The organism is Enterobacter sp. 50793107 (assembly GCF_001463365.1).
Lineage (GTDB): Bacteria > Pseudomonadota > Gammaproteobacteria > Enterobacterales > Enterobacteriaceae > Enterobacter > Enterobacter cloacae.
This window is the reverse complement of sequence record NZ_LNII01000050.1, coordinates 21,670-45,925: the sequence shown is the minus strand read 5'-3', so window position 1 is coordinate 45,925 and position 24,256 is coordinate 21,670. Positions and strand designations below refer to the sequence as shown.

Annotated in this window: 25 protein-coding genes; 13 read left to right on the top strand and 12 right to left on the bottom strand. The window is 46.5% G+C overall.

Annotation, left to right across the window (positions count from 1 at the left end; genetic code table 11):
* Nucleotides 1-15 precede the first annotated feature (15 nt).
* From lpxC to mutT, 4 genes are all read left to right on the top strand, one after another.
* Nucleotides 16-933 (top strand): UDP-3-O-acyl-N-acetylglucosamine deacetylase, encoded by a 918-nt coding sequence (gene lpxC, locus APU11_RS06490; RefSeq protein ID WP_013095578.1) that lies wholly within the window; start codon nucleotides 16-18, stop codon nucleotides 931-933.
* A gap of 280 nt (nucleotides 934-1,213) precedes the next feature.
* A complete protein-coding gene (secM, locus tag APU11_RS06485; protein ID WP_029882703.1) occupies nucleotides 1,214-1,717 on the top strand; it encodes a secA translation cis-regulator SecM in 504 nt (167 codons plus the stop codon).
* A 59-nt stretch (nucleotides 1,718-1,776) separates the two neighbouring features.
* Entirely contained in the window at nucleotides 1,777-4,482 is a 2,706-nt protein-coding gene (secA, locus tag APU11_RS06480) for a preprotein translocase subunit SecA (RefSeq protein WP_058651100.1), read from the top strand.
* 56 nt (nucleotides 4,483-4,538) lie between these two features.
* On the top strand, nucleotides 4,539-4,931 hold the full coding sequence (mutT, locus tag APU11_RS06475; RefSeq protein WP_047352028.1) for an 8-oxo-dGTP diphosphatase MutT: 393 nt from the start codon (nucleotides 4,539-4,541) through the stop codon (nucleotides 4,929-4,931).
* A 34-nt stretch (nucleotides 4,932-4,965) separates the two neighbouring features.
* Here the strand turns inward: mutT and yacG are convergent, their stop codons facing one another.
* From yacG to coaE, 3 genes are read right to left on the bottom strand one after another with little or no spacing between them, the layout of a single operon-like run.
* Entirely contained in the window at nucleotides 4,966-5,160 is a 195-nt protein-coding gene (gene yacG / locus APU11_RS06470) for a DNA gyrase inhibitor YacG (protein ID WP_003856332.1), read from the bottom strand.
* 9 nt (nucleotides 5,161-5,169) lie between these two features.
* Nucleotides 5,170-5,913 (bottom strand): cell division protein ZapD, encoded by a 744-nt coding sequence (zapD, locus tag APU11_RS06465; RefSeq protein WP_047352027.1) that lies wholly within the window; start codon nucleotides 5,911-5,913, stop codon nucleotides 5,170-5,172.
* On the bottom strand, nucleotides 5,913-6,533 hold the full coding sequence (gene coaE, locus APU11_RS06460) for a dephospho-CoA kinase (RefSeq protein ID WP_014830656.1): 621 nt from the start codon (nucleotides 6,531-6,533) through the stop codon (nucleotides 5,913-5,915). The genes zapD and coaE overlap by 1 nt, the downstream gene beginning before the upstream one ends.
* A 228-nt stretch (nucleotides 6,534-6,761) precedes the next feature.
* On the opposite strand from coaE, the gene APU11_RS06455 reads away from it, so the two are divergent.
* Entirely contained in the window at nucleotides 6,762-7,805 is a 1,044-nt protein-coding gene (locus APU11_RS06455; RefSeq protein ID WP_020688503.1) for a GMP reductase, read from the top strand.
* Nucleotides 7,806-7,837: 32 nt separating this feature from the next.
* Here APU11_RS06455 and hofC read toward each other — a convergent pair whose 3' ends face one another.
* The 3 genes from hofC to ppdD are packed head-to-tail and all read right to left on the bottom strand — an operon-like array spanning nucleotide 7,838 to nucleotide 10,808.
* A complete protein-coding gene (gene hofC, locus APU11_RS06450; RefSeq protein WP_058651099.1) occupies nucleotides 7,838-9,022 on the bottom strand; it encodes a protein transport protein HofC in 1,185 nt (394 codons plus the stop codon).
* A complete protein-coding gene (gspE, locus tag APU11_RS06445; protein WP_058651098.1) occupies nucleotides 9,012-10,394 on the bottom strand; it encodes a type II secretion system protein GspE in 1,383 nt (460 codons plus the stop codon). Before gspE ends, hofC begins: the two co-directional genes overlap by 11 nt.
* 12 nt (nucleotides 10,395-10,406) lie before the next feature.
* Entirely contained in the window at nucleotides 10,407-10,808 is a 402-nt protein-coding gene (gene ppdD / locus APU11_RS06440) for a prepilin peptidase-dependent pilin (RefSeq protein WP_060578370.1), read from the bottom strand.
* A gap of 41 nt (nucleotides 10,809-10,849) precedes the next feature.
* Here ppdD and APU11_RS06435 point away from each other — a divergent pair, with 41 nt between their 5' ends.
* Together APU11_RS06435 and APU11_RS06430 are read left to right on the top strand one after the other, a co-directional pair.
* Nucleotides 10,850-12,412 (top strand): recombinase family protein, encoded by a 1,563-nt coding sequence (locus APU11_RS06435; RefSeq protein WP_044023564.1) that lies wholly within the window; start codon nucleotides 10,850-10,852, stop codon nucleotides 12,410-12,412.
* Between the two features lie 931 nt (nucleotides 12,413-13,343).
* Complete coding sequence (locus APU11_RS06430) at nucleotides 13,344-13,841, top strand: hypothetical protein (protein WP_015585154.1); 498 nt, start codon at nucleotides 13,344-13,346, stop codon at nucleotides 13,839-13,841.
* A 209-nt stretch (nucleotides 13,842-14,050) separates the two neighbouring features.
* On the opposite strand, the gene APU11_RS06425 is transcribed toward APU11_RS06430, so the two are convergent.
* Nucleotides 14,051-14,665 carry a S24 family peptidase gene (locus APU11_RS06425; RefSeq protein ID WP_060578369.1) on the bottom strand — a complete coding sequence of 205 codons (615 nt, stop codon included), beginning with the start codon at nucleotides 14,663-14,665 and terminating at the stop codon, nucleotides 14,051-14,053.
* A 102-nt stretch (nucleotides 14,666-14,767) separates the two neighbouring features.
* On the opposite strand from APU11_RS06425, the gene APU11_RS06420 reads away from it, so the two are divergent.
* Genes APU11_RS06420 through APU11_RS06410 form a run of 3 tightly spaced genes read left to right on the top strand, consistent with a single transcriptional unit; the run spans nucleotide 14,768 to nucleotide 15,989 of the window.
* Nucleotides 14,768-15,040, top strand: coding sequence for a helix-turn-helix domain-containing protein (locus tag APU11_RS06420; RefSeq protein ID WP_015585152.1), 273 nt, complete (start codon nucleotides 14,768-14,770; stop codon nucleotides 15,038-15,040).
* Between the two features lie 9 nt (nucleotides 15,041-15,049).
* Nucleotides 15,050-15,610 (top strand): hypothetical protein, encoded by a 561-nt coding sequence (locus APU11_RS06415; protein WP_060578368.1) that lies wholly within the window; start codon nucleotides 15,050-15,052, stop codon nucleotides 15,608-15,610.
* A gap of 22 nt (nucleotides 15,611-15,632) precedes the next feature.
* The gene (locus APU11_RS06410; RefSeq protein ID WP_060578367.1) at nucleotides 15,633-15,989 is read left to right on the top strand and encodes a hypothetical protein; all 357 of its coding nucleotides are present in this window, start codon (nucleotides 15,633-15,635) and stop codon (nucleotides 15,987-15,989) included.
* 38 nt (nucleotides 15,990-16,027) lie between these two features.
* Here APU11_RS06410 and APU11_RS06405 read toward each other — a convergent pair whose 3' ends face one another.
* Nucleotides 16,028-16,957: a retron St85 family RNA-directed DNA polymerase gene (locus APU11_RS06405; RefSeq protein WP_060578366.1), complete on the bottom strand. Its 930-nt coding sequence runs from the start codon at nucleotides 16,955-16,957 to the stop codon at nucleotides 16,028-16,030.
* 308 nt (nucleotides 16,958-17,265) lie between these two features.
* Nucleotides 17,266-18,144 (bottom strand): retron St85 family effector protein, encoded by an 879-nt coding sequence (locus tag APU11_RS06400; RefSeq protein WP_015585149.1) that lies wholly within the window; start codon nucleotides 18,142-18,144, stop codon nucleotides 17,266-17,268.
* A gap of 525 nt (nucleotides 18,145-18,669) precedes the next feature.
* Here APU11_RS06400 and APU11_RS06395 point away from each other — a divergent pair.
* Nucleotides 18,670-19,242, top strand: a complete 573-nt coding sequence (locus APU11_RS06395; protein WP_015585148.1) for a recombinase family protein — start codon at nucleotides 18,670-18,672, stop codon at nucleotides 19,240-19,242.
* A 41-nt stretch (nucleotides 19,243-19,283) separates the two neighbouring features.
* On the opposite strand, the gene APU11_RS06390 is transcribed toward APU11_RS06395, so the two are convergent.
* The 3 genes from APU11_RS06390 to nadC all read right to left on the bottom strand — a co-directional run bounded on the left by APU11_RS06390 (nucleotide 19,284) and on the right by nadC (nucleotide 22,753).
* Complete coding sequence (locus APU11_RS06390; protein WP_015585147.1) at nucleotides 19,284-21,281, bottom strand: DUF262 domain-containing protein; 1,998 nt, start codon at nucleotides 21,279-21,281, stop codon at nucleotides 19,284-19,286.
* A 306-nt stretch (nucleotides 21,282-21,587) separates the two neighbouring features.
* Entirely contained in the window at nucleotides 21,588-21,683 is a 96-nt protein-coding gene (locus APU11_RS27655) for a prepilin-type N-terminal cleavage/methylation domain-containing protein (RefSeq protein ID WP_082646698.1), read from the bottom strand.
* A 176-nt stretch (nucleotides 21,684-21,859) separates the two neighbouring features.
* A complete protein-coding gene (nadC, locus tag APU11_RS06385) occupies nucleotides 21,860-22,753 on the bottom strand; it encodes a carboxylating nicotinate-nucleotide diphosphorylase (protein ID WP_013095589.1) in 894 nt (297 codons plus the stop codon).
* 87 nt (nucleotides 22,754-22,840) lie between these two features.
* On the opposite strand from nadC, the gene ampD reads away from it, so the two are divergent.
* Nucleotides 22,841-23,392 (top strand): 1,6-anhydro-N-acetylmuramyl-L-alanine amidase AmpD, encoded by a 552-nt coding sequence (gene ampD / locus APU11_RS06380; RefSeq protein ID WP_058651097.1) that lies wholly within the window; start codon nucleotides 22,841-22,843, stop codon nucleotides 23,390-23,392.
* Nucleotides 23,393-23,401: 9 nt separating this feature from the next.
* A complete protein-coding gene (gene ampE / locus APU11_RS06375; protein WP_020688508.1) occupies nucleotides 23,402-24,256 on the top strand; it encodes a beta-lactamase regulator AmpE in 855 nt (284 codons plus the stop codon).

Sequence of the window (24,256 nt, the reverse complement as noted above, 5' to 3'; positions counted from 1 at the left end):
TGGCGAGATTATACGATGATCAAACAAAGGACACTTAAACGTATCGTTCAGGCGACGGGTGTCGGTTTACATACCGGCAAGAAAGTCACCCTGACGTTACGCCCTGCGCCGGCCAATACCGGGGTCATCTATCGTCGCACCGACTTGAATCCACCGGTAGATTTTCCGGCCGATGCCAAATCTGTGCGTGATACTATGCTCTGTACTTGTCTGGTGAACGAGCATGACGTGCGGATTTCTACCGTAGAGCACCTGAACGCCGCCCTGGCGGGTCTGGGTATCGACAACATTATTGTTGAAGTCGATGCGCCAGAAATCCCGATCATGGATGGTAGTGCTGCTCCGTTCGTTTATCTGTTGCTGGATGCCGGCATCGAAGAACTGAACTGCGCGAAGAAATTTGTTCGCATCAAAGAGACCGTTCGCGTCGAAGATGGCGACAAGTGGGCTGAATTCAAACCGTACAATGGTTTCTCGTTGGACTTCACCATCGATTTTAACCATCCGGCGATTGATGCCAGTACCCAGCGCTATGCGATGAACTTCTCTGCTGATGCGTTTATGCGCCAGATCAGCCGTGCTCGTACTTTCGGCTTCATGCGTGATATCGAATATCTGCAGTCCCGCGGCCTGTGCCTGGGCGGCAGCTTCGATTGTGCCATCGTTGTTGACGATTATCGCGTACTGAACGAAGACGGTCTGCGTTTCGAAGATGAATTCGTTCGCCACAAAATGCTTGATGCAATTGGCGACCTGTTCATGTGTGGTCACAACATTATTGGTGCATTTACCGCGTTCAAATCCGGTCATGCGCTGAATAACAAACTCTTGCAGGCCGTCCTGGCAAAACAGGAAGCCTGGGAGTATGTGACCTTCGAAGACGAAGCTGAACTGCCGCTGGCCTTCAAAGCCCCTGGCCTGGTTCTGGCGTAACGGTTCAAGCCGTTCCGTAAAAAAATCGACTGGTTAACCTGGTACTCTCTCCGACCAGGGAAACCAGTCGTTTTTATTTTTACCTTTCTTCATTTTGCCCCAGCTTCCCCTTTCGCTTAGCAGGCGTAGAAAATCTGTGCGTTAGCTGCATTCTTGACCGTTTTTCCCCGCTGCAGTACGTCATTCCTGCTGCTGTGTATTGGCTTTAGTGGTAATATCTGGGCGCTTAAAAGAATAACTGAACTCAGCCTGTGTAAGACGGGCTTATGTGGTGGAGCAAGTGAGCGGAATTCTGACGCGCTGGCGACAATTTGGCAGACGTTACTTCTGGCCGCATCTCTTATTAGGGATGGTCGCGGCGAGTTTCGGCTTGCCTGCGCTCAGCAACAGCGCTGAAGCTGCCACACCGGCAAAGACGTCAACCACCAAACACGATCTCACCGCGCGCGTTAACTTCACCAATCTTGCGTGGCTTGAAGCCAGCCGCCGTCCTAACTTTTCGGTAGATTACTGGCAGCAGCACGCCATCCGCACGGTTATCCGCCATCTGTCATTTGCAATGGCGCCTCAGGCCATACCGGTTGCTGAAGAGACGCTGCCGGTTCAGGCGCAACACCTTGCGCTGCTGGATACGCTCAACGCGCTGTTGACGCAGGACAGCCAGCCAGCTGTTAGCGTTCCGCAGACAGCGCAATCTGTCGTTGTTTCACCCGCCACATTCTCTGTCTCGACGTGGATAAGCCAGGTTCACGGCATTCGCGCCGGGCCTCAGCGCCTCAGTTAAATTAACCGTTTTCAATACCTTAATTTATCTGCCCGTTATGGGGCGTTTGAGAATTTATTATGCTAATCAAATTATTAACCAAAGTTTTTGGTAGTCGTAACGATCGTACCCTGCGCCGTATGCGCAAAGCTGTCGCTGTCATCAACGGTATGGAACCGGCGATGGAGAAGCTGTCTGATGACGAGCTGAAAGCGAAAACCGCAGAATTCCGCGCACGCCTGGAAAAAGGCGAAACCTTAGAAAGCCTGATCCCGGAAGCCTTCGCGGTTGTGCGTGAAGCGAGTAAACGTGTATTCGGCATGCGTCACTTCGACGTGCAGCTGCTGGGCGGTATGGTGCTTAACGAGCGCTGCATCGCGGAAATGCGTACCGGTGAAGGTAAAACCCTGACCGCGACGCTGCCTGCCTATCTGAACGCACTGACCGGTAAAGGCGTGCACGTCGTGACCGTCAACGACTATCTGGCACAGCGTGACGCCGAAAATAACCGTCCATTGTTCGAATTCCTGGGGATGACCGTCGGCATCAACATGTCCGGTCTTCCTGCGCCAGCCAAGCGCGAAGCGTATAACGCCGATATCACCTACGGTACCAACAACGAATACGGCTTCGACTACCTGCGTGACAACATGGCGTTCAGCCCTGAAGAACGTGTGCAGCGTAAATTGCACTATGCGCTGGTGGATGAGGTAGACTCCATTCTGATCGATGAAGCGCGTACCCCGCTGATCATCTCCGGTCCGGCCGAAGACAGCTCTGATATGTACCGTAAAGTCGACATAATCATTCCACACCTGCTGCGTCAGGAGAAAGAAGACTCCGATACCTTCCAGGGTGAAGGCCACTTCTCCGTTGATGAAAAAGCGCGCCAGGTGAACCTGACTGAACGTGGTCTGGTTAAAATTGAAGAGCTGTTAGTGGCTGAAGGCATCATGGAAGAGGGCGAGTCTCTTTACTCCCCGAGCAACATCATGCTGATGCACCACGTGACTGCCGCACTGCGCGCCCATGCGCTGTTCACTCGCGACGTCGACTACATCGTCAAAGACGGCGAAGTCATCATCGTTGATGAGCACACCGGCCGTACCATGCAGGGTCGTCGCTGGTCTGATGGTCTGCACCAGGCCGTTGAAGCCAAAGAAGGCGTGGATATTCAAAACGAAAACCAGACGCTGGCGTCTATTACCTTCCAGAACTACTTCCGTCTGTACGAGAAGCTGGCAGGGATGACCGGTACAGCAGATACTGAAGCGTTTGAATTCAGCTCCATCTACAAACTGGATACCGTTGTCGTTCCAACCAACCGTCCAATGATCCGTAAGGACATGCCGGACCTGGTCTACATGACCGAAGCGGAAAAAATTCAGGCAATCATCGAAGATATTCGCGAACGTACTGCTAAAGGCCAGCCGGTTCTGGTGGGGACCATCTCCATCGAGAAATCCGAGGTGGTGTCTAATGAGCTGACCAAAGCGGGTATCAAGCACAACGTACTGAACGCCAAATTCCACGCCAAAGAAGCAGATATCGTTGCGCAGGCGGGTTATCCGGCGGCCGTGACCATCGCCACCAACATGGCGGGTCGTGGTACCGATATTATGCTGGGCGGTAGCTGGCAGGCCGAAGTGGCTGAGCTGGAAAACCCAACGCCGGAACAGATTGCGCAGATCAAAGCCGACTGGCAGGTGCGTCATGACGCGGTTCTGGCATCTGGTGGTCTGCACATCATTGGTACCGAGCGTCACGAATCACGTCGTATCGATAACCAGCTGCGTGGTCGTGCAGGTCGTCAGGGTGATGCCGGTTCTTCCCGCTTCTACCTGTCGATGGAAGATGCGCTGATGCGTATCTTCGCCTCTGACCGTGTTTCCGGCATGATGCGTAAGCTGGGGATGAAACCTGGTGAAGCCATTGAGCACCCATGGGTGACCAAAGCGATTGCCAACGCGCAGCGTAAAGTGGAAAGCCGCAACTTCGATATTCGTAAGCAGCTGCTGGAATATGACGACGTCGCCAACGATCAGCGTCGTGCTATCTATACCCAGCGTAACGAACTGCTGGACGTATCCGACGTGAGCGAAACCATCAACAGCATTCGTGAAGATGTGTTCAAAGCGACTATCGATGCGCACATTCCGCCTCAGTCTCTGGAAGAGATGTGGGATATCGAAGGCCTTCAGGAGCGCCTGAAAAACGACTTCGACCTCGACCTGCCAATCAAAGAGTGGCTGGATAAAGAGCCTGAGCTGCACGAAGAGACCCTGCGCGAGCGTATCTACGAAACCGCGCTGGAGGTATATAAGCGTAAGGAAGAGGTTGTTGGCGCTGAGATGATGCGTCATTTCGAAAAAGGGGTGATGCTGCAGACGCTGGACTCACTGTGGAAAGAGCACCTGGCGGCGATGGACTACCTGCGTCAGGGGATCCACCTGCGTGGCTATGCGCAGAAAGATCCTAAGCAGGAGTACAAGCGCGAATCCTTCTCGATGTTTGCCTCCATGCTGGAGTCGCTGAAATATGAAGTTATCAGCACCCTGAGCAAAGTGCAGGTGCGTATGCCGGAAGAAGTGGAAGCGATGGAGCAACAGCGTCGTGAGGAAGCCGAGCGTCTGGCACAGATGCAGCAGCTCAGCCACCAGACTGACGATAGCGAAGCCGCTGCGGCGATCGCCGCGCAAACTGGCGATCGCAAAGTGGGGCGTAACGATCCGTGCCCATGCGGCTCCGGTAAAAAATATAAGGCGTGCCACGGCCGTCTGAGCTAAGTTCATAAAAAACGAAAAGGCGCAGAAATCTGCGCCTTTTTTATGGAAGTGACAATATGAAAATACTGCAAATTGCTGTCGGGATTATTCGCAACCCGCAAAACCAAATCTTCATCACGCAACGTGCCGCTGACGCCCACATGGCAAACAAGTGGGAGTTTCCTGGCGGGAAAATCGAGTCCGGTGAAACGCCGGAGCAGGCGCTGGTGCGTGAGCTTCAGGAAGAGGTCGGCATCACTCCGATTGGCGCAACGCTGTTTGATAAGCTGGAATACCAGTTTCCGGATCGTCACATCACGCTGTGGTTCTGGCTTGTGGAAAGCTGGCAGGGGGAACCCTGGGGGAAAGAGGGTCAACCGGGTGGCTGGGTTTCGCTTCACGCGAGTGATGCCGAAAAATTTCCTCCGGCAAATGCGCCCGTCATATCCCGGCTAACGGGCAACCTGTAGGCCTGCTAGGCGAAGCGCCAGCAGGCATCTACCGCTACTGCTGGTTTTCGCTCCAGTCATCGCTGTCTGAGAGGTCGCCTTCACTTGGAATGCGTTTCTCTTCCGCCGCCCATTCGCCCAGGTCAATTAACTGACAGCGCTTACAGCAGAATGGGCGAAACGGACTCACCTCTCCCCAGACAACAGTTTTGCCACAGGTTGGGCAGTTTACGGTGGTTACATCAGACATAGGCACTCCTTAACAACAGGCCAGTTCAAAATCGAGGCGTTCCGGCACGGTGCCATTTTCACTATCCAGCGGCATAAAGCGAATCGCAAAACGACTCTTATGCCCGGAGATTTGCGGGTAAAGCTGTTCACCCAAAGAGAGGTTCAGACGCAGCAGATCCGCATCATCACCGTTGTCCTGGTAGAAACCGTTCAGGCTGGTTTGCTTGCGGAATGGCGCCGAGTTACGGATGAGATCGAGGATCAGGGATAACGTCTGATGCATCGGCTCCAGGCTGTCCAGCCAGCTTTTCACCTGTGCATCACGCTGGAGCTGCGGCATATGCAACCACATATGCAGTGTCGGCAGGTCAAAGCTGCAGCAGCCGCCCGGGATACTCAGGCGCTGGCGCACCAGCCCGATTAAGCGGTCTTCGCGCAAAAACTGCCCAACGCGGGGAGCGGCCATCAGCGTACTGCTGCTGTTTTTAAGCTGTTGACGGAGTGAATCAATTCGGCTCTGGTCAACGCCCGGTACTTCGGCCCAGGCCTGTAGTTTACGCTGCTGGCGCTCCAGCTCTTTCAGTAGCTCGGTGCGAACGTCGCCTCGCTCAATCACATCCAGAAGATCGCCCACATTGCGGAAGAAGTGCAGCGCCGTCGCATGATCGTTGATGGGCAAATGTTGTGAGAGTTGTTGAATCAGAAATTCGATACGCAGCCAGGTACGCATTTTTTCGTTGAGTGGATGCTCAAAAAGGATGTGGGTCGACATTATGGTTTTTCCTGTGCAACGGCCTGCGCGGCATACGTCAGATACTGCGCGTGCAGGCGGGCAACATCCGATGCAATGGCATCTGGTGCGCCGTTATTATCAATAACATCATCCGCAACGGCAAGGCGCTGAGCGCGCGTGGCCTGAGCGGCAAGAATTTGTTCAGCCTGTTCGCGCGAGACATGGTCGCGCGCCACGGTGCGCTGGATTTGCGTTTCGGGTGAGACATCAATGACCAGTACCCGGTCCGCTTTATTGTGCAGTTGATTCTCTACCAGCAGCGGAACCACCCACAGAACATACGGCGAGCGGGCTGCGGCAATCTGACGCTGGGTTTCCTGGTGGATAATGGGGTGGAGCAGAGCATTAAGCCAGGCCTTTTCTGAAGAATCAGAAAAAATGCACTCACGAAGCTTGCGGCGATTTAGCGTGCCATCCGCGTTGATAATTGCCTGACCAAAATGTGCCTTAATGGCGTTTAGTGCGGGTGTATCTGGCTCTACCACCTGACGGGCAATGATATCGGCATCGATTATGGTGATACCCAGACGAGAAAATGCGTCCGCAACGGTACTTTTCCCGCTACCGATGCCGCCGGTTAATGCGACGATATACCCCATTAAATCAAATCCTGGGAATTATTCATTATTAAAATCAGTTGGTTAAAATTCAAACGTGCGCCAGCCACTGTTTGGCTCTCTTTACCGGCTTTTTACCAGGTAAATTTATAGGATTGTAGCGTAAAAAAAGAGAATTTCGCAGTCTTGCGGAGCAGGTATTAGTGCGTATGATAACGTCACTGGAGTTGTGCTTTTAACATATTTGCCTCTAACCCCAGGAATCCGCACATGCGTATCGAAGAAGATCTGAAGTTAGGTTTCAAAGACGTTCTTATCCGCCCTAAACGCTCTACACTGAAAAGTCGCTCAGACGTTGAACTCGAACGTCAATTCACCTTTAAACATTCCGGTCAGACCTGGTCTGGCGTGCCGATCATCGCAGCCAATATGGATACGGTGGGAACCTTCGAGATGGCGACCGCGCTGGCGAAATTCGATATCCTTACCGCTGTGCATAAGCACTACAGCCCGGAAGAGTGGAATGCCTTTATCGCCTCTGCATCGGACGATGTGGTGAAGCATGTCATGGTTTCCACCGGTACCTCCGATGCCGATTTCGAGAAGACCAAACAGATTCTTAACGCTAACCCGGCGCTCAATTTTGTCTGTATTGATGTGGCAAATGGTTACTCCGAGCACTTCGTGCAGTTTGTCAGCAAGGCGCGTGAGGCCTGGCCCACCAAAACCATTATCGCGGGCAACGTGGTAACCGGTGAAATGTGTGAAGAGCTGATCCTTTCCGGTGCAGACATCGTAAAAGTGGGCATTGGCCCGGGTTCCGTGTGTACCACGCGTGTGAAGACCGGTGTGGGTTACCCGCAACTTTCTGCGGTGATTGAGTGTGCTGATGCCGCGCACGGTCTGGGTGGTCAGATCATCAGCGACGGCGGTTGCACCATGCCGGGTGATGTCGCGAAAGCCTTCGGCGGCGGCGCGGATTTCGTGATGCTTGGCGGCATGCTGGCGGGTCATGAAGAGAGCGGCGGTACCGTGGTTGAAGAGAACGGCGAGAAGTTCATGCTGTTCTACGGCATGAGCTCAGAATCAGCAATGACCCGTCACGTAGGTGGCGTGGCAAAATACCGTGCTGCGGAAGGCAAAACCGTGAAGCTGCCCCTGCGTGGCCCGGTCGAAAACACGGCTCGTGACATCCTGGGCGGCCTGCGTTCCGCATGTACCTACGTTGGGGCATCCCGTCTGAAAGAGCTGACAAAACGTACGACGTTTATCCGCGTTCAGGAGCAGGAAAACCGCGTTTTCAATAGCCTGTAATGTTTCTGCTGGCGTATGTCCGTACGCCAGCGTTATCCCGCGCTCATTGCATCCCCGAGATGGAAAATGGGCAGATACATCGCCACCACCAGCGTACCGATAATCACCCCTGTCACAATCAGCAGCACTGGCTCCAGAAGCGCGGCCAGATTATCTGCCAGTTGAAAGGTTTGCTCCGTATGATGGCGGGCAAGGTTTTCCAGCATAATGTCGAGTGACCCAGATACCTCCCCGGTGCGTATGAGTTGAATGCACAGCGGGGTAAAGACGGCCGCTTTCTGAAATGAAGACCAGACGGTAAAGCCTTGTTCAATGTCCCCACGAACGCTGCGCAATATGCCTTGCCAGTACCGGCTATCAACAGTTTCTTCTGCGCTCTGTAATCCCTGTAAAAAGGGGATGCCCGCCTGCTGCGTGAGTGACAGTACGGTAAAGATCTGCCCCAGTTTTTGCCCTCTTGCCAGCTTTCCCGTCACGGGAATATGCATCAGGATACGTTGCCAGCGCGGATCCCGTCGCAGCGCCCAGGCGATGGCCACGGGAATAAGCAGCAGCACGAACAGGGCGATGGCGTATGTCTGGATAAACGCCGACAGGCCCATGACCATCTGTGTCAGCAGCGGCAGGGGAGTATTAAACGTTTTGTAGATGGCCGCGAACTCCGGCAAGACCAGGGTGACCATGGCCAGAACGACAAGAACGGCCAGCGCCAGAATGATCGTCGGATAGCGCAACGCCTTCTTCACTTTTGCCGTGAGTTGCTGCTGGGATTGTTGCTGCTGAGCGAGCTGGCGGCAGCACGTTTCCAGCTTTCCCGTTAGCTCCCCTGTTTTTACCATCGAGACATACAGCGGGCTAAATACCGCAGGCCATCGCTTCAGCGCCTCTGAAAAGGCGCATCCCTCGCTCAGATCATCATTCATGTTTTCCAGCAGCGCCTGCCAGTGTTTGACAGGATGCTGCTCGGCCAGCATTTGCAGACTTTGCGATAACGTCAGGCCAGCCTGCAGTAGCGTGGCAAGCTGGCGAAACATCTCATAGCAATGATGGGGTTGCCAGCGGTGCGTCAGCGAGCATCGGGTGAGCGAAAGTGGGTGTAACTCTTTACGCATCAGCCTGACGAAGGCCGTTTCGCGATCTGGCGCCCACAGCACCCCACACAGAGATTCGCCTTCACTGGATAGCGCCCGCCAGCGCCAGAGATGATTAACACTCATTGGGCATTCCCAGCACGCGCAGCAACTCTTCGAGCGTGGTCAGTCCTTGCTCAACGGCCAGACAACCCTGCTCAAATAACGATGTCATTCCCGCCTGACGGGCGCTGGCTTCGATGACCTCTATCGAGGCGCCACTGGCGATGGCCTGCCGGAGCGTGGTGTCGATGGCGAGGACTTCAAAAATGGCGACGCGGCCATAAAAGCCGTGATAGCAGCGATCGCAGCCGCCTGGTTGCCAGCGAGGAAGCGGCCGGGGCCATACGGTGCGCGGTAATTCTGCGCGGCTGTTGGCTTCCTGCCGACAGTGAGGACACAGACGACGCACCAGTCGCTGGGCAATTACCAGCGAAAGCGCAGAGGAGATCATCCAGCGTGCGACCCCCATCTGCTGCAGGCGAATGACGGTTTCAGTCGTGGAGTTGGTGTGCAGCGTCGACAGCACCAGATGCCCGGTCTGTGCGGCGTTAATGGCAATCTCTGCCGTTTCACTATCGCGGATTTCGCCTACCATAATGATGTCCGGATCCTGGCGCAGGAGCGCCCGCAGAACGCTCTGAAAGGTTAAGCCCGCACGGGGATTAATCTGCGTTTGGTTCAGCCCCGCAAGCGGGATCTCGATCGGATCTTCCACGCTGCAGATGTTAACGTCAGGGGTATTACGCGCCTGCAATGCGCTATAGAGCGTGACCGTTTTTCCGCTGCCAGTGGGGCCCGTGACCAAAATCAGCCCCTGCGGTTGATGAAGGATCTCGTTAAAGCGGGCCAGCTGTTTCGCACTCATTCCCAGTTTTTCGGGTTCCAGCGCCTGATGAACCTGATGCAGCAGGCGCAGCACAATTTTCTCTCCGCCGCTGCAGGGAAGCGTGGCGATGCGAAAAGAGACCGGCTCGCTTGCCAGTTCAATCGTAAATTGACCATCCTGCGGTAAACGGCGCTCCGCAATATCCAGTTGGCCCAGCACTTTTAAGCGAGCGGTGAGGGTATTTGCCACCGCTGCAGAAATCGGGGGCAGCGGGCAAAGCACACCGTCAACACGCAAGCGGACCTGACAGATATCCCCCATCGGTTCGATATGAATGTCAGATGCGCGCTGGTTGATCGCCTGCTGCAGGGTGTGGTTGAGAATATCCACCGTGTTATGCGGCGTTAAAACAACCGGGAGGTGTGATTGCGCGGTTAACTGCCGGTGTTTTTCCATGCGCTCCGCTGTCCAGCATTCAATATCAATACGTTTTTGCGTGGCGAAACGTAGCGCTTCCATCATTTCAGCGGCGGGATTGCCCACGACGGCGATGCTAATCATGTCGGCGTCGCTGGTCAGCAGCAAAGCATGGTGGCGCTGGCACAGGGTGACGAGTTGATCTGAATTCATTATCCGCTCCTGTCAGTTACTGTCGAAACGGAAAACATCTTCGCAGGCCTCTTTGAGCGCACCGTCATTGCTGATATTGCAGCTACGTTTCCAGCCCGTCATACCGTTGCCACTACTCCATTGCGGCGTCACCACCACCTCAAGTCCGTTAAGGCTCTCCTGCCCGGTTAACGACACGACGCCCTGCGTCACGCTCATTCCCGAGACATAGCGTGTTGTCGTTGGAGAAGGGATACCGTTACTGCCGCCGTCGCAGCTCGTCACGCCGCCATGTTCCAGGGCACAAAGTTCAATCGCCGTGCGATAGGGCACGAACGTTTGCAGCATGTCGGTCAGGGCCGCTTTTCGCAGGTAGTTCTGGTAGGCGGGAATACCAATGGCGCTCAGGATGGCAATAATGCCGATTACCACCATGATATACTTCTTTTTACTGTTATGATCTTTGGGAAAATAAAATGAAAAAAGCAGTGTATTGCTATGCTCGCGTCAGCTCGAGAGGACAAGCTAAAGATGGCTATGGCATGTCGAGACAGCAAACAATGCTGCGAGATTACGTTGCTGCATACGATGATTCTCAACATAGCCGTGGCTATGAGTTGGGGGATATAACTTGGTTGTATGCCGAAGGTGTATCTGCATATAGCGGAAAAAATATCGAAGATGGTTCTGTACTGAAAACCTTTATAGATGATGTGTTACAAAAAAAGATCACTAACTCAGTGTTAGTCATTGAAAATCTTGACCGTTTTAGTCGAGCGGCACCCAACCGGGCCGCAGGATTATTCTTGAGTCTGATTAATGCAGGGTGCGATATTCATGAAGTAGAAACTGAAATGATACATCACCAATACAGCGATCTTAACATAATCTCAGGTGGTTTACAGAGAGCACACAATGAGAGTAAGCGTAAAGCTCGACTAAGTATTAAAAATTGGGATGAAAGAATTAAGAATACTATTGATGGAACCTCTGTTTTAACGCATCGTGTACCGTCATGGATTGAAGTGAAAAACAACAAGTATGTAATAAAAAAAGGTGAGTCAGAAAAGTACAACCTTATTTTTAAAATGTATGCTGATGGATTTGGGCCTGCTGCAATTCGTGATGAACTAAAAAATAGAAGAATGCAGATAAATGAAAGGGAGCCGACCATCCATCACTTAATGAAAATAATTAAAGATAAGAGGCTTATTGGTAGATTTAATTCTACGGGGCGTAAAGTTTTAGATGGTATGCCTATCTATCCTGTAGTTGTTGAACCAGAACTGTTTGAATTGGTTAATGATTTAAGAAAACAAAGAAATCCATTAGGGAAGATAAATGTAAAGGCAAATAATTTATTTGCAGGTTTGTGCATATGTATGAACTGTGGAAGATATGTACAAATTAACAGTGTTGATAAAAAAGGTAATACATATTTTCGATGTGGTGGAAGCCTTGTGAAAATAGATAAATGTAAAGAGAGAGGCTTTAAGTACAAAATTGTAGAGAATGCATTGTTGGAACATCTCAGGAATTTTGATTTCTCTATGCTGAGACGTGAGGATAATGAAATACAGGTTAAAATAAACTATCTTTCAATGGAGTTAGTTTCAAATGAAAATTACAGCAATGAAATTCTAGCTGATCTTGAAAAAGAAGATATACCTGATCCTCATGATAGGCGTATACTGAAAAACATTCAACGTCGTATTAGTGAGATCAGAACTGAAATTACTACACTGAAACAGTCAAACATTGGCTACGAAACATTTAATGATTTAAAAGATTCATATACTGATGATTTGCTAGACCCAAAAAATACAAAGTTAAGGCTTGATTTTAATGTAAAGGTTAAACGTGTTATTAAAAATATAAAAATGAAGCGTTATGATGATACTATCATGCTGGTTGTAAGTTATGTCGGCGTTAATGAGAAACAAGCTATGGTAATTAATAGTAAGACGGGAGAGGTTGTTTTTATGGCCGTGCAAAATGATGATCTAAAATCAATAGAGTACTTAATTAATAATGATTGAATTATTGTTGGTGAAACAAAATTTAATTATATGGTATAATTAGATAGTAAATACATTGTGATTTTATGAAATAAATGAAACATGAAAAAATAATGTGGTATAATATAGATATATAACTCTGTTTGACAGTACTAATGTACTGATGGTTAAAACCTGATCCTATCGAAAATGTAGATGGCAGTTGAGAAGTTCAAGCAGTTCGATGTGCAAATGAGACCCGTACCAATTTCCCGAGCGTTAATCCGATACAAAATACTAAGGAACGCAGGAGCTACGGCAATGCGGCACAATAAAAGAGTACACATAAGCATAGTAGTACTCTCTAGATAGACATATAGGTTCGCACCTTTTTAATTTGTTAAGGGAGTTTCTGTAAGAAATAATGCGATAGATTTCATATAATATAGATCTATCCAAAGTTTATAGAAACAAGTACTAGCTTGATTGTATAGGCTCAGTACTAAGTCGTGTTATGTTTAAAGCACGGACCGTTGCATATGAACTGCGATTATGAGAGAAACAGAGCAACCCGCTTTCATGCTCATAACTTTGGATAGTATAGATCCGTCTAAAATTTGAGTAAGTCGCAATACAATATTTCGATGACTATCATCGTCAGAATAAATCAAGTACACAATTTGTGTACTTTTTTTATTGTTTTCATTCCCCTGTGGGGGGATGAAATTTCTCAACAAATCTCGTCAGGATAGCTCGTGTTAAACGAAGATTAGCGAGTAAGTAGGTTAAAGTACTAGCGGCGATAGCAAGCGAAGTGCTTTAACCTACTTTAGAGAGTACTAACGCAGTTAGTACTTGATACTCTTAATGAGAGATAAAACATGTTCTTGTTAAGAGGTCCTTGTTGTTTGTTTTGAAATGAAGTAATTTTGGGTTTGTTTACACGAAATCAGTAATTCAAAAGGAAAGTATAATGAGTAAAAAGACTGATGTTGTGCATGATCTTAACAATGCTGACTACAAGAAACTGATTGAAAGAACTGCTGGGGAGAACTTCAAACTAGCGGACTGCAAAACTGATGTTGATAAACTTTTCACTGATAATCCTCTTGTATTCATTGATCAGCTAAACCGCGTATCACGGAACCTTGCAATTGTTGCAAGCGAGTACAAGAAGGAACTTGATGCAAGTAAAGTTGATGATATCAAACAGCAGATTTTACATCTAGATGAATCAGTAAAGGCTGCTCTGCTTGCCTCTTTAGGTATCAAAAATGGCAAGGCAAAATCCGGTACTGAAAGAAGTACTAATCAGAGAAAAATCATTAATGTTACTGTTGATGGTAAAGAGTACGCGATCAAAGAAACGGGTAACATCAGTGCTGAACTTAAAGAACTGATTAAATCCCACAATTTTGACTACAAAGGTGAAGGACGTTTGAAGTTCTTTGAAAAATTCGCGACCAAGTAAGATCACTACCTCTGATTGTAAAGTATTGTCAGTACTCGCCTGATGGAGATCATGCGAAGCAGCTTCCTGATTGTGATTCATAAAGTTGCATAGGAAGCTGTTAGCAGCGATTAACCCCAAAATGGTGTCAACCCCTTGACACCGATAGAAAAACGCCTCAGAAGTTCACTGAGAACCTTTAAAGGGCTTCATAAACACAGACTCACAGACTACAGATGATTCAGTACTACCAAGACTTCCCCTAGAACGTCAAAGGAAGATAGTGAATCCTGATTGACGATCATCGCACTGTATTTGGGATTATCACTGCTCAGATTGTATCCATCAGGGACTACCTGCACCCGCTTATACAGGTAGCTTCCTTCTTTGTGGAGTACTACCACTTTACCGTCTTTTAACTGCTTATGTTGCTGATCAATAAGTAAAATACTGTCAACTAAGAATGTTGGTTCCATTACATCTGTACTGACCCGTAATGCAGCAAGAGACTTGGCCTTTACCTGTAAATCAGGGAAAGTACCTGAATCCAGTAAAAGGAAATCATCTCTATCAATAAAAGGAATTTTCAACAGTTCTTCGGCTTGGTCTGTGTTTGCCGATTTTGAATACTCTTTTCCAGTAGCCAGCCATTCAACCGACACCCCGCCAGCTTTAGCCAGAAGCACAAGATTCTCAAGCGTAGGGCTTGATACAGCTTGTAGATAGTTGTGGACAGTACTGTACCCTATGCCTGCTTTTTTGGCGAAATCTCGCCCTGAACCAGAAGGTACTATCGATTTTAACCTTTCGCTGAACTGTTCAACGCTTTCTTTCTTGCCAGCCATGCACAACCCACCACATTAAAAGGAACTTTGTTCCTCATTTTTATTTGACGAATTCCTTTTAATGATCAATCATGTTCTCAATATTAGTAATGAGTGGTCATTATGAGTATTCACAACAAGTTAGAATCTCAGATAAAGGAGCAAAATGCTAGTACTGAGAACTGGCATAGGGCCGATATATTGGCTGCTATCAAGAAGCGAGGAGGAACGTTGGCACAGCTATCCAGAGATAGCGGTTTACATGAAAGAACACTTTACAACGTACTTGAGCGACATTGGCCGAAAGGTGAGCGAATTATTGCCGATTTTATCGGTGTACCCGTTAGTACGATCTGGCCTGAACGATATGAGAAACCTAACGTAAATGAAATCTGAGGAGAATGTATGTCTGGATTGATCGTTTTCATTATCTGCATAGCAATTTCGGTATTTTGTTATAAGAAAGTTTCAAATCGTAGTAGAAATAGAGGCCATGGAAAGATCAGAGCGTTGATTACATCCTTATCAATGAGTTTCATTGCTTTTATGGTATCTATTGGGATTGGGGCAGGGGTCGTTTCACAAGATAAAAGTACTGATGCAAAGGCTTCAACGGCTGACAGTACTGAAAAGGCCAAAACCAATGTTTATAAATGTGATAAGTTCGATGCAATAACACAAACTCGACAGGGAACTAAACGCGATTCTGGTTACTATTCAGATAAAGGTATTTTAGTTGAATATACAATCTCAGATGATAAGTTGATCAGTCGAATGCCAATTCCAGGTGATAAAGATAGTGTGTATACTGCTGAATTCAACGAAATCGCATCAGACGGATCTCGGAAGTACGAGAATTCATCAAGTAACTATTTTGTATCAGTACTGAATGATAGCACTATAAAAGTAATTGATGTTGAATTTAACCATAATGCAACGATTACACAAATTTGTTCTAAACAATGATTTTATTCAAGAGAAAGAATAGATGAAAAGAGCATTATCAGTACTGTTAATGTTACTCCCATCAGCCACAATTGCGGCTACTATTCCTGACGGTAAAACTGAAACGCCCTTTGTTGTTGGCAATGAAGTTATTTGTCTGAAAGAAATCCAAAAGCAAATCACTCCTTATCTCATATCTTTTGAAGAAGAAATCGGGGTTAAGTACAAGTATGTTGTTAAATCAGGTTTGTCCTACAAAGATACTGTAGGTCTACGCTTACAGATTAATCGTGTAGATTCGAGACTCAATGTGCATATCGCCGATCTGGATTATTACTGGTTAAGGGAACGGGAGAGTATGTGCCAGCCAGAGTATATGGTACTAAATCGCCTCAACTGACCGTAAGTAATGAGGCCATCAGTTTGGCCTCATTGATTTTAACTATCTGCAATGAGAGTAATTTGGTTCTGATAGAATAAAGAAAGTTTTTTTCCTTTATCTTTATCGATACTTCTGACAAATGATAATATTCCTTTTATTATTTCATGCTTGTTTTGGGTTTCTGTCCTTACAAGATCATAGATTCTCTTTCTATAGAGACAATAATTCTTTTTACTGATCGTGATCTTAGGGGTGACAGTTAAACCTGTAACTTCTCTTCGTACCTTTGGACCTAAGAACTTTTCTTTTTTGGAGTTTATAGTAAACCCTTCGTCACAAATGATATCTTTTATTAAGTAAGATGCCTTCTGTAAGATTAGTATCTTATTTCCTGATATACAAAGGTCATCAGCGTAACGTGTGTATGTCAAAGCACGTTTTTTACAATAAGTAGATATACGGTGATCAAGTCTTAAGCAAACAAGATTCGATAAAGCAGGAGAAGTTGGTGCTCCTTGGGGCAAATACCCACTTTTGGTACAAAAAGAGGTAAGTATAAAGGCTATGTTATTGTTGTATCCTATGTTCTTAAATAATGTATATACATGTGATGCTTGTACAGTCGTAAAAAAATCTTTCAGATCAAGGTTCAATACATATTGATTTCCTTCATGCGGTTTAGCATTGTCAAGAATGGATTTTTTCCTAACAAAGCCTTTCGCGAAAGATGAAGGAGATAATTTATCTAAAATATATCGTAATACCCATCTTTGTATTGCTTTTAATTCTTTTAGTGGGCTTTCAATGTGACGAATACCACCAGATTTTTTTTCCATTTCAATACGGTGATAGTATCTATCATTATTAAAGCTAAACTTGGATATGACTTCTTTAGGAAGTCTGAGGGATTGTGATAAGTCGTCCACATTCTCAAGAATAGGGAGAGATAACAGTTGCTGGGTGTACTTTCCTTGATGAGTATTCATTTTATTTCATCATAGCAGAGGTGTAATTTCTATCTGAAATTGTGTGCTAGTTTTTAACGACTACAGCGGGGAAGGAGGATGAACAGACATACCTGTGAAGGTATGGATGTTCATTATCCTTCCGTAAGGCGGATGTACGAGTCCCCCAAATCACGGCGGGCGGGAGTTGGGGGACTCGATCATCACGCTGTCTCTGTGATGAACTGCGGGAACGGAGAGACTCTCCATCCACTGTGGACTTAACTAGCTGACTAGTAAGCCACCTGCTTAAAAACTAGCACACTCGTGAATTTTATGATGAAACTTAATCAGTGTCTAGCATATTGTTTATTCATGATTTTTGTTCTTAGCTCAGTGAGTGATGATTTCAGATGGAAACTATTAATTATTGCATCATAACCGACTTGAGTTATGGTGAATAACCCTTCTTGCTGGTTAATCATTCCTGCTCTTATGAGTGAATGTGTTGCAGCTTTACATGCAATGTTGTCTCGATTTTCGAATTTTCTATTCATTATCAATTCCATGGTTTTGTACACGGAACGCAAATTCAAATCATCAAAAAGATATATTAAAAGAAGAACATGTTTTGAATATAATAATATATTATCTAGTTCTTTCTTCTTTCTTCCACTTGGTAGCGTTTGTTTGATTTTTCCAAGTACTGTTTTTACATGTTCAGGATTCTTTTCATCAAAGTTTTTTGGGATGTCAAAGATTTCCCCACCATGAGTTCTGACTAGCCTTACAGGACCATGATTTATAAAACTTTTACCTGACTTGAACTCTCCCATCCTCATAACTAGCATTTTTTCTGCTAAGGCCTTATCCATAGAAAAAGCACCTAACTCTGCGAAAGAACCTGGGCTTTCAGGTATAAGAACTATCAGATCAACAGAGTCTGCAAGCTGCGTTTCAAGAGATAGTAGGCTATTTTTTCCTTGGCCTTCAAGGAGATCTTCAAACAAATCTTCTGGATAGGTAAGAGTAATACCTTTCTCTTGTGAAAGAAAAGTTGAGAATTTGTATCGAAGGCTTTTTTTGTCAGATTTATCTTTCCCACATAAAAAAATTGTTTTTTGGGAATCATCAAATCCATTTGTTAAGAGTTCTCTAATTTCATCGATGGTTTGATGAATATGCAAATCTGGGAATCTGTTAATGATGCTTTGTCTGGGAAGTTTCATCTTTATTCCTAACAATGGCATTCCTCGTAAGTAACTGTATATCCTATTATAGAACGAGTATTAATGCATCATGAATTTTGTGGGTAAGTTGCTCTTCATGGATTGAAATGTCATATGTATCAGTGTGATACGATTGTTTCTCACTATGAGTCTTGCGTTAGAATTACTGCTCGTTTAGAGGAAGAAAAAGTGAGGGTTGTTCTTATCTTTGTTCAGGGAAAAGTTAAAGGGATCGTTTACTGAGATAAAAGTACAGTCAGTATTTTTCTGCAAGATTTAAAATCTCGTTCGTCTGATTAGGTTCAACCTCGCCGACCAAATGCCGTGTACTCAGATCTCAGTACCGAATTTTTCACTAACCCCGTATCGACAAAAAACGAACGATCAAAAATCTCTTTTGGGTACCCCCTAACGATACGCGTTTATCTCGTCTCATTTAGTATCATTTATATATTGAATGGGTTTAAATGATACTGTATCATTTAGTTAATTTAAATGATACTTATCGGCGGTGAGGGCAGGGAAATGATTTTTGGTTATGCGAGAGTCTCAACAAAGGATCAGAATCTTGAGCGTCAGTTGGCAGTACTGGAACCTGAATGCGACAAAGTTATTACAGAGAAGGAATCAGGAAAGTCCACCAGCGAACGGCCTGAACTGTTGAACCTGCTTTCACACCTCCGCGAAGGTGATATGCTCATAACTCATTCTATCGATCGCCTCGCTCGTAATACCCGCGATTTATTGGAAATGATTGATAGCCTCGTAGCTCGCGGGATTACCGTTAAGTTTCTTGCGAATTCAATGAGCTTTGATAACTCCCCACAATCTCGCCTCATTCTTACCATGATGGGAGCAGTTGCAGAATTTGAAAGAGGTATGATCGCATCTCGCCGCTCCGAGGGGATCGCCCTTGCTAAAGAAGCCAAGAAGTACAAGGGCAAGCAAAAGAACAAGGAACTTCATAGCAAAATCATCAATATGTTACGGGCTGGGAAGAATACACCCGACGAGATCGCGAAGTTGTGTGATTGCGGCAGGGCTACAGTTTTTCGCGTCAAAAAGGAATTATATGCTAGAGATAACAATAAGGCATAAAAAAAATTTGTCAGCTTGATATTTCAAGCTGACAGTAGTCTTTAATCGAAGTTTAAGCCAATTAAATTTAAATAATATTGTTTAGCTTTATCTTTATCTTTAATTATATGCGGAGGGCATAAACCTAACTCCCAACGCTTATCCATAAAAGCAAGTAATCGATAACTTCTATCTTTTATTTGATTTGGTCCCCACGAGTCAAAACAGGTGATTTCATTCTCTGAGTAACAACCATATCTAAATCCTTTACTTACTTTCTCTAAAAACGGTCTATTTGAAAGTGATGCATTTTTTTTGAGAGAAAGAGGAACTAAGTTTCCTATAGTATGCCGTAATTTTTTTCTGTCTTTGGATGAATACTTATCAAAGAGTACAGTCCATGATGAATGTCTTGCTCTTTGTGGATAGATATGTTCAATAGTATTATAGTCAACATCTTTTTCTTTTCTTCGAAATTCATCCCAGTCCAACTTTGTTCTATTGGTTTTGGATGTGGATTGTAAACTATATTCATACTCGTATAAGAAATATTTGAGCCCACCCCAATTGTAAAAATCACTATCTTTGAATTTCAAAGAAAATTCTTTATGAGCATATTTCAAAAGTTTATCGGTCTCTATCCGGATATGTGATTCTAATTTATCGGTGTTTCCTTCTTTCTTGAACTTTAGAGCTAACTCAACTAAGTTTATGTTTCTAAAATGATAACTGTCAAGTAACATTGTTTGAATGAATAATAGGCGTTCTACAAGTGAAAGTATTGTGACAATACTTTTCTTGCTACTTCCATTATTCAATAGTTCAAGTAATAAAATACGACAACTACGCCATGACGGAATCTTTGTTAAACGTGATAACCATTCCCGAACCTCTGGTGGATATGTACTTTCATCAGGGTTATGTAGGTTATACCAAGTTTCAACCGAACGCTTCAAATTTTTTACATAGTTACTTATAAACTCAGCTGTAACTTCGTGATTTCTGGTTTTATCTGTAAGTGGTTTAGCTGAAAATATGTCATCAATCAAAACTCGTTTGTGTTCGTCCCGGCCACTTAATATTACTCCGTGGTTTAATGTATAGTATAAGTTTTCCTCGTAAACATATTTGTCACTATCATCAGTGGTCGCTGGAAGTTCTTTAAAGTATAAAATGTAATGATGGTAAAGAAACTCATCATCAGAAAGACGTTTCTTAATATCTTTACCTAAGAAATGATACATTGATTTCCAACACTCATTGATAGCATGTCTCAAGGAGTCTTTTTCATCATCAGGTTCTGGTAATTTAGTTGTAAGGTATATCAATCTATTTTTTAACAATTCTAAGTGGGATAATATTTTCCCTCGATTGTTCATTGTTTCAAAGGCAACATACGTGTCAATTTCTTCATCCAGAGAATATATATTAAATAAGAAGTGCTGAGTGACTTTCTTGTATAAATTTTCTATTTCTGGAATAGACAGTGGGTTAATCTTCTCAGAAAAGAACTTCTTGGCATTAGATAGGTTTTGTGTATATATAGTATTTTCAAGCTTCGATGAGTTTATTGAATGCTCTTTGAAGATCTCTTGCTTTAAATATTCATAACTAGGATTGTCTTTATCATATCCAAAGATATAAGATCTAGATGGTGAGTTTTTTTGCTTTGTTTCAAATATGAATTTTTTTTGAATTTCCTCGATGTCAGTATAGTTTAACTGAATATCAACCCCTCTATTCTTCACTTCCTCTATGATGCTTTGAATTAAAATGATGATTGTAGTCATGCGTTGCTGACCATCGACAATAAAGTAGGGTGCATAACTCCTCGATCTTATGATCCAGTGATCCTCAACCCAACCATTAATGTTTTTTTCAGGAACATCTTCTAGTGTCAACACTCCGACATAGTGACTTTTATTATCTTCTAAATGAACTAAATCATTCCAAAAGTCACTTACCTCTTTGGCTGTCCAAGCGTATCCCCTCTGATAGTCTGGGATTCTCAGAAGTCTTTCAGTGAATATTTTTGAGACAGAAATTAAACTGCTATCCATATTTTATCCTTATATTACAGATGATTATGGTTTGTTTGCTATCTTTTTGATAAAACAACTCGAACCATATCGCGGATATAGCTAAACGTTATCTCGCGTCTTACCAATGTATAGAGAATACAATCATTTACGCCCAATATACAATCCTCAGAGCCGAGCATTTTCTTTATCGGGTTTTTAGGGCGAGATATGCTCACCATAAGGAAAAGTTAACAAATTAGTAACAATTATAGCAGCAGAGGGGGCAGCAAATATAGAAAGCAATTTTGTACTTTTAAATCCTTTCGATATCTATTCTTAATTTAATCAGATAGTTATGCTTTTTCGCTGACGAAAAAAAAGTAATTTGCTGTTAATCATCACCATCAGCTCAATGAGCGTGAAGCCTTGTTGTCTGTTCATATCTGCTCCTCAGGGTTAAGTGGCGCTACTCTGACAGCGGGGAAAAAAGCAGACGAGGGGCAAAAAATGGAACGTGAAGCGGCGTTCAGGGAATTTGTACTTACTTGCAGAGAAGAACAGAGAGATTGCGAGGAGGGCTGAAATTTCCCCTCTCCAGGCAGAGAGGGGAGACGACGTTATTTGAAGCGCATGGAGAGATCGAGGGCGCGAACGTGCTTGGTCAGCGCCCCGACAGAAATGTAGTCCACGCCGGTTTCGGCGAATTCACGGATCGTTTCGAAGGTGACGTTTCCTGAAACTTCGAGCTGTGCCTGGCCGTTGGTGAGCTTCACCGCCTCGCGCATCTGTGCTGTTTCAAAGTTATCGAGCATGATGATATCGGCACCGGCCTTGATGGCCTGCTCCAGCTCTTCGAGGTTTTCAACTTCCACTTCAACCGGCACATCCGGGTGCAGCCAGAAGGCTTTCTCCACCGCCTGACGCACAGAGCCAGAGGCAATAATGTGGTTCTCTTTAATCAGGAAGGCGTCGGACAACCCCAGACGGTGGTTGGCTCCCCCGCCACAAAGCACCGCGTACTTTAATGCCGTGCGCAGACCTGGCAGCGTTTTACGGGTGTCCAGCAGCTGCGTATGGGTACCGGCCAGCAGGTCAACGTAACGACGCACTTCACTTGCCACCCCTGAAAGGGTCTGCACAAAGTTAAGCGCGGTACGTTCACCGGTCAGCAGCACGCGGGACGGGCCTTCAAGCTCAAACAGCGGCTGGTTTGCGGTAATGGCGTCACCGTCTTCGACATGCCAGGTGATTTGCACCTCATCGCCAGCCAGTTGAGTAAAGACCTCTTCAACCCAGCGCTTGCCGCAAAACACGCCATCTTCGCGGGTGATGATCACGGCGTGTGAGCGTGTCTCTTTCGGCAATAATTGTGCGGTAATATCGTTGTCCGCGCTGACGTCACCGCCCAGATCTTCTTTCAAAGCATGGGCAACGCTTGCCGGAATATCCATATTAATACGTTCCAGAAGCGCTTCACGTCGGTGGTCGGGGTTGTAGCGGCGAGGCGGCATGATAAAACTCCAAATTGGTAACGAATCATAATATTGAAACATGCTACTCTGAACCGAGTAACAGCACCATACATAAGGAGTTCCAGCATGTTGTTAGAAGACGGATGGCTGGTGGATGCGCGGCGTGTACCCTCACCGCACCACGATGGCCGCCCGGAGGATGAAAAGCCCACACTGCTGGTGGTTCATAACATTAGTCTCCCGCCAGGTGAGTTTGGCGGTCCGTGGATCGATGCGTTATTCACGGGAACGATAGATCCCGATGCCCATCCTTTCTTTGCTGAGATTGCGCATCTGCGCGTATCGGCGCACTGCCTGATCCGTCGCGATGGCGAAGTGGTTCAGTATGTTCCTTTTGATAAGCGCGCCTGGCATGCGGGTGTCTCGATGTATAAGGGGCGCGAGCGTTGCAATGACTTCTCTATTGGGATTGAGCTGGAAGGCACGGACACCACCCCTTATACCGATGCACAGTACCAGCGGTTGGTGGATATCACCCAAACGCTCATCAGGCTTTACCCTGCGATTGCAGAGAACATTACGGGACACTGTGATATCGCCCCGGCGCGAAAAACCGATCCTGGCCCTGCATTTGACTGGCCCCGGTTTCGCGCCATGCTTACCGCGTCGTCAGAATAAGGAGATAACATGACGTTGTTTACCATGCTGCTGGTTATCATCGCTGAACGCTTGTTCAAACTCGGTGAGCACTGGCATCTGGATCACCGGCTGGAGGTGCTTTTCCGCCGGATTAACCATTTTTCCATGCTGCGTACGCTGCTGATGACCGCGGGCGTGATGGTGATTACGTTCTTGCTGCTGCGCTCGTTATACGGCCTCTTTTTCAACGTGCCGCTACTGGTGGTGTGGATCCTGCTCGGCGTGCTGTGTATTGGCGCAGGCAAGGTGCGTATGCACTATCACGCTTATCTGAAAGCCGCTTCCCGTGATGATGCGCATGCACGTAGCGCCATGGCCAGCGAGCTGACGATGATCCACGGCGTGCCGCCGGATTGCGATGAACGCGAGTTCCTGCGTGAACTGCAAAACGCGCTGCTGTGGATTAACTTCCGCTACTACCTGGCGCCGCTGTTCTGGTTTGTGGTGGGGGGCCCGTGGGGGCCGGTACTGCTGATGGGATATGCGTTCCTGCGCGCCTGGCAGACCTGGCTTGCCCGCTATCTCACCCCGCATGAACGTTTGCTCTCCGGCATTGATGCGATCCTGCACGTGCTCGACTGGCTTCCGGTTCGTCTGGTGGGTGTGGTCTACGCGCTTATTGGCCACGGCGAAAAAGCGCTCCCGGCGTGGTTCGCGTCGCTTGGCGACCGTCATACCTCGCAGTACCAGGTGCTGACACGCCTCGCGCAGTTCTCACTGGCGCGTGAGCCGCATACCGACAAGATAGAAACGCCGAAAGCGGCGGTCTCGATGGCGAAGAAAACGTCGTTTGTGGTGGTCGTTATCGTGGCGTTGCTGACCATTTACGGCACGCTGGTCTGA

Excerpts from the sequence above, each read along its gene's own strand:
- ppdD (WP_060578370.1), bottom strand. The coding sequence starts at position 10,808 with ATGGTGGTAATCGGCATTATTGCCATCCTGAGCGCCATTGGTATTCCC.
- hofC (WP_058651099.1), bottom strand. The coding sequence starts at position 9,022 with ATGAGTGTTAATCATCTCTGGCGCTGGCGGGCGCTATCCAGTGAAGGC.
- ampE (WP_020688508.1), top strand. The coding sequence starts at position 23,402 with ATGACGTTGTTTACCATGCTGCTGGTTATCATCGCTGAACGCTTGTTC.
- APU11_RS06420 (WP_015585152.1), top strand. The coding sequence starts at position 14,768 with ATGAGTATTCACAACAAGTTAGAATCTCAGATAAAGGAGCAAAATGCT.
- yacG (WP_003856332.1), bottom strand. The coding sequence starts at position 5,160 with ATGTCTGATGTAACCACCGTAAACTGCCCAACCTGTGGCAAAACTGTT.
- coaE (WP_014830656.1), bottom strand. The coding sequence starts at position 6,533 with ATGGGGTATATCGTCGCATTAACCGGCGGCATCGGTAGCGGGAAAAGT.
- APU11_RS06395 (WP_015585148.1), top strand. The coding sequence starts at position 18,670 with ATGATTTTTGGTTATGCGAGAGTCTCAACAAAGGATCAGAATCTTGAG.
- APU11_RS06410 (WP_060578367.1), top strand. The coding sequence starts at position 15,633 with ATGAAAAGAGCATTATCAGTACTGTTAATGTTACTCCCATCAGCCACA.
- APU11_RS27655 (WP_082646698.1), bottom strand. The coding sequence starts at position 21,683 with ATGAACAGACAACAAGGCTTCACGCTCATTGAGCTGATGGTGATGATT.
- APU11_RS06430 (WP_015585154.1), top strand. The coding sequence starts at position 13,344 with ATGAGTAAAAAGACTGATGTTGTGCATGATCTTAACAATGCTGACTAC.
- zapD (WP_047352027.1), bottom strand. The coding sequence starts at position 5,913 with ATGTCGACCCACATCCTTTTTGAGCATCCACTCAACGAAAAAATGCGT.
- APU11_RS06415 (WP_060578368.1), top strand. The coding sequence starts at position 15,050 with ATGTCTGGATTGATCGTTTTCATTATCTGCATAGCAATTTCGGTATTT.
- APU11_RS06400 (WP_015585149.1), bottom strand. The coding sequence starts at position 18,144 with ATGAAACTTCCCAGACAAAGCATCATTAACAGATTCCCAGATTTGCAT.
- lpxC (WP_013095578.1), top strand. The coding sequence starts at position 16 with ATGATCAAACAAAGGACACTTAAACGTATCGTTCAGGCGACGGGTGTC.
- mutT (WP_047352028.1), top strand. The coding sequence starts at position 4,539 with ATGAAAATACTGCAAATTGCTGTCGGGATTATTCGCAACCCGCAAAAC.
- nadC (WP_013095589.1), bottom strand. The coding sequence starts at position 22,753 with ATGCCGCCTCGCCGCTACAACCCCGACCACCGACGTGAAGCGCTTCTG.
- APU11_RS06425 (WP_060578369.1), bottom strand. The coding sequence starts at position 14,665 with ATGGCTGGCAAGAAAGAAAGCGTTGAACAGTTCAGCGAAAGGTTAAAA.
- ampD (WP_058651097.1), top strand. The coding sequence starts at position 22,841 with ATGTTGTTAGAAGACGGATGGCTGGTGGATGCGCGGCGTGTACCCTCA.
- gspE (WP_058651098.1), bottom strand. The coding sequence starts at position 10,394 with ATGAATTCAGATCAACTCGTCACCCTGTGCCAGCGCCACCATGCTTTG.
- APU11_RS06435 (WP_044023564.1), top strand. The coding sequence starts at position 10,850 with ATGAAAAAAGCAGTGTATTGCTATGCTCGCGTCAGCTCGAGAGGACAA.
- APU11_RS06390 (WP_015585147.1), bottom strand. The coding sequence starts at position 21,281 with ATGGATAGCAGTTTAATTTCTGTCTCAAAAATATTCACTGAAAGACTT.
- secA (WP_058651100.1), top strand. The coding sequence starts at position 1,777 with ATGCTAATCAAATTATTAACCAAAGTTTTTGGTAGTCGTAACGATCGT.
- APU11_RS06405 (WP_060578366.1), bottom strand. The coding sequence starts at position 16,957 with ATGAATACTCATCAAGGAAAGTACACCCAGCAACTGTTATCTCTCCCT.
- APU11_RS06455 (WP_020688503.1), top strand. The coding sequence starts at position 6,762 with ATGCGTATCGAAGAAGATCTGAAGTTAGGTTTCAAAGACGTTCTTATC.